Annotated in this window: 12 protein-coding genes and 1 pseudogene; 3 read left to right on the top strand and 10 right to left on the bottom strand. The window is 62.5% G+C overall.

The features are described 5' to 3' along the window. Both AC1DXU_RS28580 and AC1DXU_RS28575 read right to left on the bottom strand, forming a co-directional pair. Window positions 1-970 (bottom strand): annotated as a pseudogene (locus AC1DXU_RS28580) (hypothetical protein); the annotation flags it as partial. A gap of 75 nt (window positions 971-1045) precedes the next feature. Then, window positions 1046-2344 (bottom strand): adenylosuccinate synthase, encoded by a 1299-nt coding sequence (locus tag AC1DXU_RS28575; RefSeq protein WP_477374368.1) that lies wholly within the window; start codon window positions 2342-2344, stop codon window positions 1046-1048. A gap of 215 nt (window positions 2345-2559) precedes the next feature. Here AC1DXU_RS28575 and AC1DXU_RS28570 point away from each other — a divergent pair, with 215 nt between their 5' ends. After that, window positions 2560-3474 carry a DMT family transporter gene (locus tag AC1DXU_RS28570; protein WP_477374366.1) on the top strand — a complete coding sequence of 305 codons (915 nt, stop codon included), beginning with the start codon at window positions 2560-2562 and terminating at the stop codon, window positions 3472-3474. A 108-nt stretch (window positions 3475-3582) separates the two neighbouring features. Here AC1DXU_RS28570 and serA read toward each other — a convergent pair whose 3' ends face one another. From serA to glmM, 5 genes are all read right to left on the bottom strand, one after another. After that, window positions 3583-5184, bottom strand: coding sequence for a phosphoglycerate dehydrogenase (serA, locus tag AC1DXU_RS28565; protein WP_477319817.1), 1602 nt, complete (start codon window positions 5182-5184; stop codon window positions 3583-3585). Between the two features lie 67 nt (window positions 5185-5251). After that, window positions 5252-6427, bottom strand: coding sequence for a phosphoserine transaminase (locus tag AC1DXU_RS28560; protein ID WP_477374364.1), 1176 nt, complete (start codon window positions 6425-6427; stop codon window positions 5252-5254). A gap of 186 nt (window positions 6428-6613) precedes the next feature. After that, window positions 6614-7486: an outer membrane protein gene (locus AC1DXU_RS28555; protein WP_477374362.1), complete on the bottom strand. Its 873-nt coding sequence runs from the start codon at window positions 7484-7486 to the stop codon at window positions 6614-6616. Window positions 7487-7676: 190 nt separating this feature from the next. After that, window positions 7677-8510: an outer membrane protein gene (locus AC1DXU_RS28550; RefSeq protein WP_477374360.1), complete on the bottom strand. Its 834-nt coding sequence runs from the start codon at window positions 8508-8510 to the stop codon at window positions 7677-7679. A 255-nt stretch (window positions 8511-8765) separates the two neighbouring features. Next, window positions 8766-10118 (bottom strand): phosphoglucosamine mutase, encoded by a 1353-nt coding sequence (gene glmM, locus AC1DXU_RS28545; protein WP_477374358.1) that lies wholly within the window; start codon window positions 10116-10118, stop codon window positions 8766-8768. Window positions 10119-10485: 367 nt separating this feature from the next. On the opposite strand from glmM, the gene AC1DXU_RS28540 reads away from it, so the two are divergent. Together AC1DXU_RS28540 and AC1DXU_RS28535 are read left to right on the top strand one after the other, a co-directional pair. Further along, on the top strand, window positions 10486-11493 hold the full coding sequence (locus AC1DXU_RS28540) for a hypothetical protein (RefSeq protein ID WP_477374356.1): 1008 nt from the start codon (window positions 10486-10488) through the stop codon (window positions 11491-11493). 236 nt (window positions 11494-11729) lie between these two features. Then, a complete protein-coding gene (locus AC1DXU_RS28535; RefSeq protein WP_477235077.1) occupies window positions 11730-12182 on the top strand; it encodes a hypothetical protein in 453 nt (150 codons plus the stop codon). A gap of 54 nt (window positions 12183-12236) precedes the next feature. On the opposite strand, the gene ppk2 is transcribed toward AC1DXU_RS28535, so the two are convergent. The 3 genes from ppk2 to tilS all read right to left on the bottom strand — a co-directional run bounded on the left by ppk2 (window position 12237) and on the right by tilS (window position 16770). Next, window positions 12237-13169 carry a polyphosphate kinase 2 gene (gene ppk2 / locus AC1DXU_RS28530; RefSeq protein WP_477374354.1) on the bottom strand — a complete coding sequence of 311 codons (933 nt, stop codon included), beginning with the start codon at window positions 13167-13169 and terminating at the stop codon, window positions 12237-12239. A gap of 184 nt (window positions 13170-13353) precedes the next feature. After that, window positions 13354-15282 (bottom strand): ATP-dependent zinc metalloprotease FtsH, encoded by a 1929-nt coding sequence (gene ftsH, locus AC1DXU_RS28525; RefSeq protein ID WP_477246130.1) that lies wholly within the window; start codon window positions 15280-15282, stop codon window positions 13354-13356. A 123-nt stretch (window positions 15283-15405) separates the two neighbouring features. Beyond that, on the bottom strand, window positions 15406-16770 hold the full coding sequence (gene tilS / locus AC1DXU_RS28520) for a tRNA lysidine(34) synthetase TilS (protein WP_477374378.1): 1365 nt from the start codon (window positions 16768-16770) through the stop codon (window positions 15406-15408). Window positions 16771-16827 lie beyond the last annotated feature (57 nt).

Below are 16827 nucleotides of genomic sequence, written 5' to 3'. Positions count from 1 at the left end.
CAGCCGCATCGGCGGGCGGCGTTGCGGTTGGCGCAGCCGTGGCTGCCGCATCGCCGGCGGGCGCAGCGGGCGTCGCCGGCGCAGGCGCCGGGGGAGGAGGCGTGGTCAGCGCGGCGACGGATTCGCCTTCGCCAATGCCGCTTTGCCCTGCCGCCGGACCGGGGTCGACCTCGCCGCCCTCGGGCGTCAGGCGCTGTGTAAACTTCGTTCCCTCGGCGTCTGCCGCAGCCGGTGCCGCGGCATCGGTGGTCGCTGGCTTGGCCGGAGCCGGCTTTGCCGGTTCGACCTTGGCGACTTCAGTGCCCTTGCCGCTGAACATCTTGCCGAACGCATCCTTGTTCAGCCAGATGCCATAGCCGCCACCGGCGATCACCAGCAGCGCGACGGCGGCGGCAATCAACCCGCCATAGCTGCGCTTGCGCTCGGCCGGACGCAGCCGCTGGAAGGTATTCTCAGCCGGTTCCTCGTCATTGGCAAAGACATCGTCCTTGTCGTTCGACACCGCGTCGAAGTCCGGAAGACGGTTGTCGGCGGGATCGAAAGGCGACGGAGCCGGCGGCGCTTTCTGCCAGCTCGGCTCCGGCTTGGCAGCCGGAGTCGCCTTCTGCCAACTCGGCTCAGCCTTGGCAGCTGGTGCCGCCGGCTGCCAGGCCGGCTCGGTCTTCGCTGGCTGCCTGGTATGGCTGGGCTGGTTCTTGTTGCGGTCGATGGAGGAAAAAATATGTTCCAGTTCCGCCAGCGGATCGGACGCCGGCACAGTCTTGGCATAGTCCCGCTCGACGCTCGATATGGCATCTTCCAGCGCGCGCTTTTGCCGGTCGGCGACCGACGACGGCGGTGGCGGCGTGATGGCCGCGAGCTTGGCCGCGATGGTCGAGCGGGCCTTGTCATAGACCCTGGCACGCACCTCCGGCGTCGTTTCGCCGAGATTGTCGAGCGTCTTTTTCAGAACAGCAACAAAATCTGCCATGCTTCAGTCGACCTGTATTTTGTTCCTGGGCCGGCCCCCGCAAATCGGCCGCGATGCCCCGGAAAGGCTGAGAAACTAGTCTTGAAACGGGTCGGTCACAAGTATTGTGTCGTCCCGTTCCGGGCTCGTGGAAAGGAGTGCGACCGGCGCGCCGATCAGTTCCTCGATGTAACGGACATACTTGACCGCCTGGGCCGGTAGATCGTTCCAGCTTCTGGCGCCGGCGGTGGTGCCTTTCCAGCCCTCCAGCGTCTCGTAGATCGGTTCGACCCGGGCCTGCGCGCCTTGACTGGCCGGCAGATAGTCGATCATCTCGCCGTCGAGCCGGTAGCCGGTGCAAACCTTGATCTCGTCCAGGCCGTCGAGCACGTCGAGCTTGGTCAGCGCGATGCCCTTGATGCCGTTGACAGCGACGGCCTGGCGTACCAGCACCGCGTCGAACCAGCCGCAGCGGCGCTTGCGGCCGGTGACGACGCCGAACTCATGGCCGCGCGTGCCGAGGAATTCGCCGATCTCGTTCTTCTGTTCGGTCGGGAACGGACCTTCGCCGACGCGCGTCGTATAGGCCTTGGTGATGCCGAGCACATAGCCGATGGCGCCGGGACCGACGCCGGAACCGGCGGAAGCCTGGCCGGCGACGGTGTTCGACGAGGTGACGAACGGATAGGTGCCATGGTCGATGTCGAGCAGCGTGCCTTGCGCACCCTCGAACAGGATACGCTCGCCCGCGCGGCGCTTGTCGTCGAGGATTTTCCAGACGCGGTCCATATAGGGCAGGATCTGATCGGCAACCGAGGTCAGTTCACCCAGGATGGCGTCATGCGTGACTTCGGCATGGCCGAGCCCGCGGCGCAGCGCATTGTGGTGCGTCAGCAGCCTGTCGACCTTCAGGGGAAGCGTTTCCAAATCCGCCAAATCCATCACCCGAACCGCGCGCCGGCCCACCTTGTCTTCATAGGCGGGGCCGATGCCGCGGCGGGTCGTGCCAATCTTCGTCCCGGAATTGGAAGCGGCGTCCTCGCGGAATCCGTCCAGCTCCCGGTGCACCGACAGGATAAGCGCGGTGTTTTCGGCTATTTTCAGGCGGTCTGGTGTCACCTCGACGCCTTGCGCCTTCAGTTTCGCCACTTCCGCGACGAAAGCATGCGGATCGAAGACCACACCATTGCCGATGATCGACAGCTTACCTGGTCGCACCACGCCGGACGGCAGCAGCGACAGTTTGTAGACCTTGCCGTCGACGACCAGCGTATGGCCGGCATTGTGGCCGCCCTGAAAGCGCACGACAACGTCGGCGCGTTCCGAAAGCCAGTCGACGATCTTGCCCTTGCCCTCGTCGCCCCATTGCGAGCCGACGACCACCACATTGGCCATGTTTCTTTTCCCTTGAGATGCCGCCATTGCGGCTTGAAGACGGTTCGAAACGACAGGCCTCTATAACGTCAAGACCCGGCGGGCGCGACCATTCTTTGCAGCCGAAAACGCCCTGAGGCACAACAATTTTCGCTATTCGCATCATTTACTTGGCTGAGCAGCCGCAATAGGTCGGCAGTGACCCTCGCCATGCCTTCCTCCGGCTGGATTTCGCCATGCATCGAAACGCCTATCTGTTCCTGCTGTTCACCACCTTGCTGTGGGGCGGCAACTCGGTGGCCGGCAAGCTGGCGGTCGGTCACATCTCGCCGATGACGCTTGTCTTTCTGCGCTGGGTGCTGGCGGTTCTCATCATGCTGCCGATCGGTTGGCGCACGCTGCGTGAGGATTGGCCGATCGTGCGCAAGCACTGGCTCGTGCTGGCAGCACTTGGCGCCAGCGGCTTCACCTTCTTCAACACCATCTTTTACACCGCGCTCAACTACACGACGGCAATCAATGTCTCGATCGAGCAGGCGGCGATGCCGATCCTAATTATCGTTGCCAATTTCCTGTTCTTTCGCTTGCGGGTGAACTGGGCCCAGATTGTTGGCGTCGTGCTGACCATCGCCGGCGTGATCCTGACCGCTTGCCACGGCGATCCGCGGCGACTGCTGACGCTGGAGCTCAACTTTGGCGATGCGATCATGCTGATCGCGGTTTTACTCTACAGCGGCTACTCGGTCGGGTTGCGATTGAAACCGGTCATGCGCTGGCAGAGCCTGATGCTGGCACTGTCGGTCGCTGCGCTCATCACAGCGCTGCCCTTCTTCCTGTGGGAAATCGCCGCCGGCAAGGTCATCGTTCCCGATGCGCGCGGCTGGGCGGTGACGATCTACACCGCGGTCGGCGCCTCAATCATCTCGCAGATCTTCTACATCAGGGGCAACGAACTGATCGGCGCCAACCGCGCCGGCCTGTTCATCAATCTGGTGCCGATCTTCGGCACGTTGCTTTCAGTGCTGATCGTCGGCGAGACATTCCAGCTCTATCAGGCGCTGGCGCTGGTGCTGGTGCTGGGCGGCATCGGCCTTGCCGAAAATAGCGGGCGCAAGGCGGCGAAGCACTCGGCAGTGCGAACAGGTCTCTAGAGCATGATCCCGAAAAGTGGAATCCGGTTTTCACGCTCAAACAAAGACATAGAAAGCGAAATGGCGCGAACGGGTTCGCGCCATTTCCAGCTTTAAAGCAAGCCCGGCCTATACGCCGCCGACATCGAATTGCAGCCTTTTGGCCGAGTCGATCGACTTGTGCGCCCGCACCTGTTCCAGCACTTTTTCCGGGAACGGCGCATCGAGATAGAGCAGCGCGATGGCGTCGCCGCCCGGCCGGTTGCGGCCGAGCTGGAAGTTGGCGATGTTGACGCCGTTCTCGCCACAGACCGTGCCGAGCAGGCCGATGATGCCCGGCGCATCGGCGTTGGTGGTGTAGAGCATGTGCTGGCCAACCTCGGCGTCGAGATTGATGCCCTTGATCTGGATGAAGCGTGGTTTGCCGTCGGAGAAGCAGGTGCCGGCGATCGAACGCGTCTTGTGCTCGGTCTTGACCGTCAGCTTGATGTAGCCGTCGAACACGCCCGACTTGTCGCGCTTGACCTCGGCAACGATGATGCCGCGCTCCTTCACCATGATCGGCGCCGACACCATGTTGACGTCGGAGACCTGCGGCCGGATCAGGCCGGCAAGCGTAGCGCTGATCAGCGCGCGCGTGTTCATCGTCGCGGTCGAGCCGTCGAACAGGATCTCGACCTCCGTGATCGGATCCTCGGTGACCTGGCCGACAAAGGCGCCGAGCACTTCGGCGAGCTTGACGAAGGGCTTCAGCCGTGGCGCTTCCTCGGCGGTGATCGACGGCATGTTGATGGCGTTGGAGACAGCGCCCTTGATCAGATAGTCGGCCATCTGCTCGGCGACCTGCAACGCCACATTCTCCTGCGCCTCGGCGGTCGAAGCACCGAGATGCGGTGTCGCCACGACGTTTTCCATACCGAACAGTTCATTCTGGTCCGCCGGTTCGACCTCGAACACATCGATGCCGGCGCCGGCAACCTTGCCGCTCTTCAGCGCCGCGACCAGATCGGCCTCGACAACCAGCCCGCCGCGCGCGCAGTTGATGATGCGCACGCCTGTTTTCATCTTGGCGATTGCGGCCGCGTCGATGATGTTGCGCGTCTTGTCGGTCAAAGGCGTGTGCAAGGTGATGAAGTCGGCGCGGGCTAGCAGCTCGTCGAGTTCAACCTTGTCGACCCCAAGCTCCTCGGCACGTTTGTCGGACAGGAACGGATCGAAGGCGACGACATGCATCTTTAAGCCGACGCCGCGCGTGGCGACGATCGAGCCGATATTGCCGCAACCGATGACACCCAGCGTCTTGCCGGTGATCTCGATCCCCATGAATCGGTTCTTTTCCCATTTGCCGGCATGGGTCGAGGCGTTGGCTTCCGGAATCTGGCGGGCGAGCGCGAAGATCATCGCCACCGCATGCTCGGCGGTGGTGATCGAATTGCCGAAGGGAGTGTTCATCACGATGATGCCCCTGCGGCTCGCAGCCGGGATGTCGACATTGTCGACGCCGATGCCGGCGCGGCCCACGACCTTCAGCCTGGTGGCGGCGTTGATCAGCTTTTCGGTGACCTTGGTGGCCGAGCGGATGGCGAGACCGTCATACTGGTCGATGACTTCCAGCAGTTTTTCTTTGTCCTTGCCGAGATCGGGCAGGTAGTCGACCTCGATGCCGCGGTCTTTGAAGATCTGCACGGCGGTGGTGGAGAGTTTGTCTGAGACGAGAACGCGGGGCGCCATGGCGACCTCCTTCAATGGGATTTGATCCGTGGGGAATGGGCGGCCCAAGGGCCGCCTCAAGAAAATCTCAGGCCGCCGCTTTCAGCGACGCCTTCTGCGCGGCAAAGGCCCAGTCGAGCCAGGGCAGCAGCGCTTCGAGGTCGGATGTCTCGACCGTTGCGCCGCACCAGATGCGCAGGCCCGGCGGTGCGTCGCGATAGGCGCCGATGTCATAGGCAACGCCTTCCTTGTCGAGCACCGACACCAGCCCCTTGGCGAAAGCCGCCTGTCCGTCGGCATCGAGTGCAGCAACATCGGGGTCGGTGAAGGACAGGCAGACCGAGGTGTTCGAGCGCGTTGCCGGCTCGACGGCGAGATGGCCGAGCCATGAAGACTTGCCGACAAAGCCGTCGAGGATGGCGGCATTGGCATCCGCTCTGTCGACTAGCGCCTCGAGGCCGCCGATCAACTTCGCCCAGTGCAAGGCGTCGAGATAATCCTCCACGCACAGCATCGACGGCGTGTTGATGGTCTCACCCTTGAAGATGCCTTCGATCAACTTGCCGCCGGACGTCAGGCGGAAGATTTTCGGCAGCGGCCATGCAGGCTTGTAGCTCTCCAGCCGCGCGACGGCGCGCGGCGACAGGATCAGCATGCCGTGCGCGCCCTCGCCGCCCAGCACCTTCTGCCAGGAGAAGGTGACGACATCCAGCTTCTGGAAATCAAGCCTTTGTGCGAACGCCGCCGAGGTGGCGTCGCAGATGGTCAGCCCTTGGCGATCTGCGGGGATGAAATCGCCGTTCGGCACGCGCACGCCGGATGTGGTGCCGTTCCAGGTGAAGACCACATCGCGGTCGAAATCGATCTTCGCCAGGTCAGGCAATTCGCCGTAGCCAGCCTCGATCTTGCGCGCGTCGGCGAGCTTCAGCTGCTTGACCACATCGGTGACCCAGCCGGAGCCAAAGCTCTCCCAGGCGACCATGTCGACGCCGCGCTCGCCGAGCAGCGACCACAGCGCCATCTCGACGGCGCCGGTGTCCGACGCCGGGACGATGCCGATGCGGTAATCCACCGGGACCTGGAGAATTTCGCGCGTCAGCTCGATCGCCTGTTCGAGCTTGGTCTTGCCGATCTTGGCGCGGTGGGAGCGCCCGAGCGCAGCGTTTCTCAAGGCCTCGACCGACCAGCCGGGGCGTTTTGCGCAGGGACCTGAGGAAAAATTGGGACTTGCCGGACGGAGTCCAGGCTTCGTATGCGTCGTCATCGTGGTCTATCCTTCCAGATAGTGGCCCCTCGTTGGGGAGGGGTGGCCCACGGACGGCGATATGCGTTCAGGCTTCAGGCGTCAAGAGGAAAGTTTTTGTCGCGGTCAGGATACTGGTCGCATGGGGCGAAAAAGCAAACGGCGGATCAGCCGATCCGCCGTTCTGATTCTTCGGCTTTGCCGCACCTACCAGAGGTCGTAGCGCAGCCCGAGCTTGACCGTCTGATAGTTGATGCCCTTGTGGATGTTGAAGGCGCCGCTGTCATACGCGACATATTTGCCGCTCGGAATCGAGAAATACTCGTAGCCGAGGTCGAGCGAGAGATTCTTGGACACCTGATAGGACAGGCCGGCACCGATCGAGTAGGCGAGATTGAATTTGGCCTGGGAGTCTTCTGACCCCTTGTATCCGGCCGGATCGTTACACGCGAAGCCGCCAGCGCCCGACGTCGGATCAGGAGCGATTTCAACGCAATCGCGCTCGCCCTGGGTCTTGAAATACTTGTTGTAGGCGAGACCGACGCCACCACCGACGTACGGAGTGATACCGACATAGGTGCCGAGGTCAAAATAGCCATTGGCCATGACACTGTAGCCCTTGTTAGTAGCGAAGTTCGAGGCCATACAATCCTGGGTCGCCGCCACCGGAACGATGATGAACCCGCCACTCCCGTCAGGGAACAGGGAGTTTGTCGTTCCAGCGCACCCGGCTGGCACCAATGCATGGTCGCCGAACTCGTTGCTCGGCAGGATTCCGCCATTCAGCTCGAGCCGAAGATAGTCGTTGAGATGGTAGCCTATGCCGACACTGCCGGTGAAAAGGCTGCTGCTCTGGGAGAAGTTGATAGCGCCAAGAGCGTTGGTTTCGTCGGTGAACGGATGGCTGAAGGAATAGCCGAGATCGCCGCGCAGATACCATCCGGAGCCGACCTCGACCGGTTGATAGTCCGGTGCCTGGTCGACATAGATCGGCGGGTCGTAGTCGGCGGCCTGCACGGGCGCCAGCGGCATAAGGACGATTGCGGCGAGCATCAATGCGATACGCGATTTGAAGGTCATGGTCCCCGGCTCCCGAAGTTGGCGCTATTCGCATTCACGAGCGCCGTTTGAGAGCATTGTTAACCATAGTGGTTAAGTGCCGGTTAAGGATAACGGAGAGTTACCAAATTGATTTCGATGGGCTTTCGGCTCAAACGAAAACCGCCCGGCAGGGGCCGGGCGGTTCGCGAACTCGTGGATCTCGAAGCGGCTACTTGGTGTAGATCGGCTCGGGTTCGGGCTGATAGGCCACCGGCGCGGCGCACCCATTGTTGCCGCCGAACTGATAGCGCAGGCCACCACGCACCTCGTGGGTATTGATGCCGCGGTCGAAGCCCGGGCCTGAACTGCTCGCATCCCACTCGAACATGCGACCGCCCTGGATATGGGAGAAGCGATAGCCTGCATCGAGTATCACTTTGTCGGTCAAGCAGTAGGAAGCGCCGGCCATGAGTGCATAAGCGAAGCGCCAGTTGGATGACCCTGGATTGAACTCGGTGGTGTTCGGGTCCCTGACGGCATCCCACTTGACGTGCGCGCCGCCGATGCCGGCGCCGACATAAGGGGTGATGCCGTGGTAGGTGCCGATATCGACATAGGCGTTGGCAAGCAGCAGGAAGGCGCTCATCTTCGACACCTCGGTCGATGTCGAGACGAGATCCGAGGTCTGGCCGTTGAAGTTCGACTTGAACCAATAGTCGGCGGTCAGATCCGTACGGAAGTGATCGTTGATCTTGTAGCCGACGCCGGCGCCGAGCGAGAAACCGCCCTTGAGCTTCCCGAAATCAAAACTTCTGTTGCCAGGCGTGACAACGGAGGTAACGGGATCGACGGTGTACGTCGTATAGTCGATGCCGCGTAGGGTCGACTTGTGGTAATCGAGATCGCCGCGGATGTACCAGCCACCGACCTCTGCCGGCTGCTCGTAGACTGCTGGCGGCGGTGCTTCTTCGACCTGCGGCTCCGCCAAATCGGCGGCGAATACCGGCCCGGCCACGCCTGAGAACAGCGCGGCAAGGAGAGCCCTTTTTGCTGTATTGAACATGCTTGTCACCCCTGAGAACTCTCGGACCATCGAACCCGCCCGAATGTGATTGACCTCAGTTGTGGATAATGAATTGCAAAGGTTAAAACGCGTTTAACCGTGTCGGTTAACTACGAATCTATACAATTTTAGCGGGAAGACGCTGCCTGTCCGGGGCGGGGAATTGCCTCGACTCGACAAAAAAAGCCCGCCTGAAGGCGGGCTTTGCAACGTCTCGAACCGACGGCGCTGCGCGTCCCCTGGACGCGCCGGGAATCAGGCGGCGCTGCGTGTTTCCGAAATGACCTCGACGATATCGTTGACGACGGCCTCGACCAGTAGCGGGTCGTCACCTTCGGCCATGACGCGGATGAGCGGCTCGGTGCCCGAGGGCCGGATGACCAGGCGCCCGGCCTTGCCGAGGCGATTGCGGGCGTCTTCGATTGCCGCCTTGACCGGCGCCTCCTCGAGCGGCTTGCCACCGGAAATATGCACGTTCTTCAACAACTGCGGCACCGGCTCGAACTTCTTCGACAGTTCGCTGACCGGCCGGTTCTGCCGCTTGATGCAGGCCAGCACCTGCAGCGCCGAGACCAGGCCGTCGCCGGTTGTCGAGAAATCGGAAAGCACGATGTGGCCCGACTGTTCGCCGCCGACATTCAACCCGTGCGCGCGCATATGCTCGACGACATAGCGGTCGCCGACCTTGGTGCGATGCAGTTGCAGGTTCATGCCGCCAAGGAAGCGTTCGAGGCCGAGATTGGACATCACCGTCGAGACGACGCCGCCACCGGCAAGCCGGCCGCTCTGGTGCCAGGACTCGGCGATCAGCGCCATGATCTGGTCGCCATCGACGATGGCGCCGTTTTCGTCGACGATGACGACGCGGTCGGCATCGCCGTCGAGCGCGATGCCTATATCGGCACGCACCTCATGCACCTTCTTCTGTAGCCCGGCCGGATGGGTCGAGCCGCATTCCTTGTTGATGTTGAAGCCGTTGGGCTCGACATTGATGGCGACGACCTCGGCGCCCAATTCCCACAGCGCCTCTGGCGCCACCTTGTAGGCGGCGCCGTTGGCGCAATCGACAACGATCCTGAGGCCCGAAAGCGACATCGAGCGCGGCAGAGTGCGCTTGGCGAATTCGATATAGCGGTCATGCACGCCATCGACACGCTTGGCGCGGCCAAGCCCGTCCGAATCGGCGAGCGCCAGTTCGATATCCTTGTCGAGCATTCCCTCGATCCGCTCCTCGATCTCGTCGGAAAGCTTGTAGCCATCGGGACCGAACAGCTTGATGCCGTTGTCGTAATAGGGATTGTGCGAGGCCGAGATCATCACGCCAATGTCGGCGCGCAGCGACCGTACCAGCATGGCGACTGCAGGCGTCGGAATGGGGCCAAGCAGGAACACGTCCATGCCGGCGGCGCACAGGCCCGACACCATCGCGTTCTCGATCATGTAGCCGGAAAGTCTTGTATCTTTGCCAAGCACGACGCGGTGGCGATGGCTCCCGCGTTGAAACGACAGGCCAGCGGCCATGCCGACCCGCATGGCGATCTCCGCCGTCATCGGAAACTTGTTGGCGCGCCCGCGAATGCCGTCCGTGCCGAAATAACGCCCTGCCATGCTTGCCAGATCCCCGTCGGTTTTTCAGCCGCCCCTAGTGCCACAATTGGGCCGCATCCGATCATCACATTGTATGATTATATATTACGATTCCTTAGAAAAGCATTGTGTCGGCTGTTAAAATGATTCGACAGCTTACCATGGCAACACGGGGTTTCGGCAATACACCCGGCCACGGCGTGCCGGCCGCTGTAGATTCCCCCGAAACACCTTGCGTCGATGGCGCAGGACACAACAATTTCATCACCTTATCGGGAGGAGTGCAGTTTCTAGCTGCATCCGCACCAGTTGCATCTGGCGCAACCGATCGTTGAGAGCTAATGATCCGCAAGGGACATATTATGGGCTGCAGCAACGGAGAAACGCTATGCTCATCCACCGACTAGCCACTTTGACGGGCCTTGCCGTCGTGACCTTGTTTCTGGCAGCGCCAGCCAATGCGCTGACCATGGCCGAGTGTAGCACCAAGTACAACACCGCCAAGGATGCCGGCACACTGAACGGGGCGACCTGGAACCAGTTCCGCAAGGCTGAATGCGGCACCGACGCCAGCGCCACCACCACCGATACCAAGCCAGCCAAGAAGACGGCAAAGGCCACCGACGCGGCCAAGCCCGACGCCAAGGCAGCCGCCGCTGACGCGGCGCCGGGCCTGACGGCGAAGGAATGCAGCACCAAATACCAGGCCGCCAAGGCCGCCGGCACGCTGAACGGCATGAAGTGGAACGACTTCCGCAAGACCGAATGCGCCGCCGGCGCGTCCGCTGCAGCCGAGCCAGCCAAGGCGACGACCAAAGCGACCAAGGCGGCTGCCGCGTCTGCCGACGAGGCAAAGGGCCTGACGACGAAAGAGTGCAGCGCCAAGTATCAGGCGGCCAAGGCCGCCGGCACGCTGGGCGGCGTGAAGTGGAACGACTTCCGCAAGACCGAATGCGCTGCCGGCGCGTCGGCCACGGCTGAACCCGTGAAAGCAACGACCAAGGCAGCCGACGCCGGCAAAAGCCTGACGATGGCCGAATGCAGCGCCAAGTATCAGGCGGCCAAGACCGCCAACACGCTGGGCGGCAAGAAGTGGAACGACTTCCGCAAGGCCGAATGCGGCGCCGGCGCAGATGACGACGACACCGTGCCGGCCCCGAGCGAGGCGACCTACAAGGCCGATCCGGAAGCCCCGACCGTCGTTGCTCCCAAGGGCGTGAAGTTCCCGACCGCGATCTCCAAGAAATATGCCAGCGAAACCCCCGGCAAGGCCCGCATGCATACCTGCCTCGAGCAGTACTATGCTCTCAAGGACGCCAATGCGTTGAACGGCCTGAAGTGGATCCAGAAAGGTGGCGGCTTCTACAGCCTCTGCAATGCCAAGCTGAAGAGCTGATCGCGTAGCCATATTCTCAAGACAAAGGCCCGCGCATCGCAACATGCGCGGGCCTTTTTGTTGCGCTCGAAGACGCCCGGCTTTGCTCGCGTCTACATCTGGCGGAAGCTGTCGGCATATTCGCCCACACTGCCCACCGCCAGACTTATCGGTGGTTTGCAAAGATTCCAATTGAACATATGCAGAACAAACAGTATACAAAAGGACATCGAACTTTTGTCAACCAGGAGGGTCTTATGTCCAGATTGAAATTGGCGGCATTGGCTGTGACGGCATGGGTTGCTTGGAGCGTCGCCCCTGCAAGCGCACTGACGATGAAGGAATGCGGCGAGGCCTATCGCACAGCCAAGGAAGGCGGCACTCTGAACGGCATGGATTGGACCGCTTTCCGCACGGAGAAGTGCGCGACGTCAGCTGCGGAGAGTGCCAGCGCGGATACGGTCAAAACCGAGCCGCAGCCGAAGAAGGAAACCAGCGCGGCGGTCGCCCCCGCTGTAGCGCCGGCGGGCGTGACATTCCCGACCACCCTCGCCGCCGAGTTCAAGACCGAAAAGCCCGCGAAGGCGCGGATGAAGACCTGCCTGCAGGGTTACCACGGCAACAAGGACGCAGGTACGTTGAACGGCCTTCGCTGGATCCAGAAGGGTGGCGGCTATTACAGCCTCTGCAACGCCAAGCTGAAGAGCTGATACAGGACCCCGCTGGCCTGTCAGGTCCGCGGGGTTTTCATTTGAGCACGGCAATCAGTAGACGGTCGGCACCCAGTGCTGGCTGGTCTTGGGCGGACGGACATAGCCGTCGTCCTTCTGGCGCGGGCTGAGCTTTATCTTCGCCGGACGGATTTCCTTGTATGGAATCCGCGTCAGCAGATGGCTGATGCAATTGAGCCGTGCCTTCTTTTTGTTATCGGCATCGACAATGTTCCAGGGCGACTGATCCGTGTCGGTGAATTTCTGCATCATGTCCTTGGCCCGTGAATACTCGACCCAGTGTTCGCGCGACTTCAGGTCCATGGGTGATAGCTTCCAGCGCTTGATCGGATTGTCGATACGCTCCTTGAAGCGGCGTTCCTGTTCGTCGTCGCCAACCGAGAACCAGTATTTGATCAGGATGATACCGGACTTGATCAGCATCTCCTCGAACAGCGGGCACGAGCGCAGGAATTCGCCGTACTCTTCGTCGGTGCAGAAGCCCATGACGCGCTCGACACCGGCACGGTTGTACCAGGAGCGGTCGAACAGCACGATCTCGCCCTTGCCGGGCAGGTGCTGGACATAGCGCTGGAAATACCATTGGCTGCGTTCGCGCTCGGTCGGCGTGCCCAGTGCCACGACCCGGCAGACGCGCGGATTGAGGCTTTCGGTGATGCGCTTGATGACACCGCCCTTGCCGGCCGCGTCGCGGCCTTCAAAGATCACGACGACCTTCAGCCCTTCCTTCTGCACCCAATCCTGCAGCTTGATCAGTTCGAACTGCAGACGGACCAGTTCGTCGACATAACGGTAGGGCTTTGCCGCCTTGGCCTGCTTGGCCTTCTTCTTCTTCTTTTTCTTGACCCCGCCGGCATCGCCGTTCGGCAATCTCCAGGCTACTTCCTTTGCCGCGCCCTCGACCGCGTCGAGATGGATATCGCCTCCGACCGGCGCATTTCTGGCCTGCTTGTCCCTCTTGCCCATGATCACACCTCCCACGCAGCCGCGCCGGTTGATCCGGCGGCAGCCGGCTAATCGATTCAATACCGACTGTGAGGGGAGTCAAGCCAATGGAGTGCAACGCCTGCCCGAACGGAAATGGCCAGCCGGAAACGAAAACGCCGCGGTTTGAGCCGCGGCGTTTTTCAAAACCTGTCCTGTCCGGACCTCAGCTTGATGGCTGAGGCTCCATGCCGCCTTCCGGCTCCGGGCCTTTCTTGCGGCGGCCACCGGACTTCGGCACGGCCGAGCCACGGCTCGGCGGCGTGTCGTCGCCAAGGTCGCGGGCTGGCTTGTGGCCGGCGATCAACTGCTTGATCTCCTCGCCTGACAGCGTCTCGTATTCGAGCAAGCCTTGCGCCAGCGCAATCCATTCCTTCTTCTTCTTGGTCAGGATGGACTTGGCCGAGACATAGGCCTCGTCGATAAGCCGGCGCACTTCGGCGTCGATGATCTGCGCCGTCTCTTCCGAAACGTTTTGCGTGCGCGCCACCGAATGGCCGAGGAACACCTCTTCCTGGTTGTCGCCATAGGCGACGTGGCCGAGCTTGTCGGAGAAACCCCAGCGCGTGACCATGGCGCGCGCCAGCTTGGTCGCCTGCTCGATATCAGAGGAGGCGCCCGAAGTGATGTTCTCCTTGCCGAACTTGAACTCCTCGGCAACGCGGCCGCCCATCATGATGGCGAGGCGCGAGATCATGTATTTGTAGCTCATCGAGTAGCGGTCGCCTTCCGGCAACTGCATGACCATACCAAGTGCCCGGCCGCGCGGGATGATCGTCGCCTTGTGCAGCGGATCGGCCGACGGCACGTTGAGCGCCAGAATGGCGTGGCCGGCCTCGTGATAGGCGGTCAGCTCCTTCTCGGCCTGCGTCATCGCAGACGAGCGACGCTCGGCGCCCATCATGATCTTGTCCTTGGCGTCCTCGAATTCGGCCATGGTGACGAGACGCTTGTTGCGGCGCGCCGCCATCAGGGCGGATTCGTTGACGAGGTTCATCAGGTCGGCGCCGGAAAATCCCGGCGTGCCGCGTGCGATCACCTTGAGGTCGACATTAGGCGCCAGCGGCACGTTGCGCACATGCACCTTGAGGATCTTCTCGCGGCCGACGATGTCGGGGTTCGGCACCACCACCTGGCGGTCGAAACGGCCCGGACGCAACAGCGCCGGGTCAAGCACGTCGGGCCGGTTGGTGGCGGCGATCAGGATGATGCTTTCGTTGGACTCGAAGCCGTCCATCTCGACCAGCAACTGGTTCAGCGTCTGCTCGCGCTCGTCGTTGCCGCCGCCAAGACCGGCGCCGCGATGGCGACCGACTGCGTCGATTTCGTCGATGAAGATGATGCAGGGTGCGTTCTTCTTGGCCTGGTCGAACATGTCGCGGACGCGGGATGCGCCGACACCGACGAACATCTCGACGAAGTCAGAACCCGAGATGGTGAAGAACGGCACGTTGGCTTCGCCGGCGACGGAGCGCGCGAGAAGCGTCTTGCCGGTTCCCGGAGGGCCGACCAGAAGCACGCCGCGCGGGATCTTGCCGCCGAGACGCTGGAACTTCTGCGGGTCGCGCAGGAACTCGACGATCTCTTCCAGATCTTCCTTGGCTTCGTCGACACCCGCGACGTCCTGGAAGGTGACGCGGCCATGCGCCTCGGTCAGAAGCTTGGCCTTCGACTTGCCGAAGCCCATGGCACGACCGGAGCCGGACTGCATCTGGCGCATGAAGAATATCCAGACGCCGAGGATGAGGAGCATCGGCAGCCAGCCGATCAGGGTACCGAACAGCGTGTTCGAACCGTCGGATTCAGGACGGGCATTGATGGTGACGTTCTTCTCCTGCAGCCTCGACACCAGCTGCGGATCGCCGGGCGAGTAGGTCTGGAAGCCACTTGCGCTGTCGGTGTAGGTGCCGGAGATACGAGCGCCGGCGATCGTCACCGTCTTGACCCGGCCGGCCGAAACTTCCTGCAGGAACTGCGAATAGGGGACGTCGCTCGAGGCTCCACGCGTCTGCGGCGTCTGGAACAGATTGAAGAGTGCGATGAGCAGGACCGCTATGATCGCCCAGAGCGCGAGATTGCGATAATTCGGATTCATCAATTGTCCCGTTGGCGTCCGCTGGCGGACACACGTCATGAGAGGAAACTTGGGCCTAACATAGGGAGAGCGCTTCCCCTTGCCAAGCATAACAGCACGTCTGGGTTAAGCTTTCGCCCATGATCAACCGGCAGTGTGGCCGTGGAAAGGCGGGGCCGGAACAGGCGGCGCGCCGATCAGCCCGGCGACAGCGTCGGCCGGTGCCAGATCGAAGGATGGCAGGAAGCGGGCAAAGGGCGCAACGACCGGATGTGCCGCGATCGCCGGCAGCACCGGGCTGTGCTGCGCCAAGCCAAGGCATTCGCCGTCGCGCCACAGCGCTGGCTCGGCGGCAAGCGCGGCGCGGACAAGGCTCGGTGGCGTGCCGTCTTCGGCAAGAGTGCGCCTGGCGGCAGCAGCCGCTCCCAACGGCGCGATCAACAATGCATCTGACTTGTCTTTCGACGTGATCCACCGGCGGCCGTCCCAAAGGGCAGTGTTCGCAGGTGCCGCGGGCGGCAGATCACGGATTTCACGGTGCAGGAAGATGCCGGCCCGCCTTGCGTCGACCACCGTCCGCGACAATGTGGCGCAAAGCGGTCCGGCCCTTAGGCTGTCGAACAGCGCTTCGCTGCGGGCCTGGTCCGGCAGAAAGGAGACGCCGCCACAAGCGGCCAGCAGGATGCGCAAGGTGTAAACTGCAGCCTGACCGTCGCCGGATGTGGCAAAGCCGGGCTCGAGCCGGATGAGACCGGGGGTTGGCTGGCTGGCCAAGGCACGGATCAGCCCGGCCGCGCGATGGCCGAGCTGTTCGCGCTCTGTGGCAGCCTGCTTGGCCAAGGCGATCGCTGCTGCAAAACGCTGCCCACCGTCGCCGGCAAGTGCGGCGCGGATGCGCGGCCGTTCGAAATGCGCGTCAGTGTTGGTCGGGTCTTCGATCCAACCGACAAGTTCGCGCCGCAGGGCGTCACGCAGCGCGGTCCGCCGCATGCCGAGCAACGGCCGCACGATCCAGATGCGCCAATCGTAGAGGGTTGCCGGCGCCATGCCCGCCAGGCCGCGGCCTGCCGTTTCGGCGAGCCCGCGGCCGTCATCCCGCGCGTACCGCATCTGCACCGTCTCGGCCTGATCGTCGGCGGTGTGGCCAGTCAGGATCAGGCCGATATCAGCGGCTTGTGCGGCCTGCGCCAGCAACCGGTAGCGCGCCTCGCGCGCGGCGGCGGGCAGGCCGGTCGACGGCTTTGGCCCGGACCAGAGCAGAGTGCGATGTGCAATGCCGCGCCCGGCACAGAGCCCGGCCACGGCTTGCGCCTCTGCTGCCGAACCCGGCCGCAAATCGTGGTCGATCGTCACCGCCAGCAGCTTGGTTGCCGGTGCGGTACGGTCGAGATGGTTTTTGAGGAGGAGGAGAAGGGCGGTCGAGTCGCTGCCGCCGGACACGGCCGCAACAGCGCCGTTGGTAAAGTCGATCTGCGAAAAATCCGAAAGGTCAGGCTCGGTATCGAGCATCATGCATGTCGCCCAAAAGTGGTCCCGGTTTTGGGACAACGACATGCAAGGGAAAGA

The organism is Mesorhizobium sp. P3_A10, from assembly GCF_056403175.1.
The sequence above is the reverse complement of the archived record's forward strand: the minus strand, read 5'-3'. Positions and strand labels throughout refer to the sequence as shown.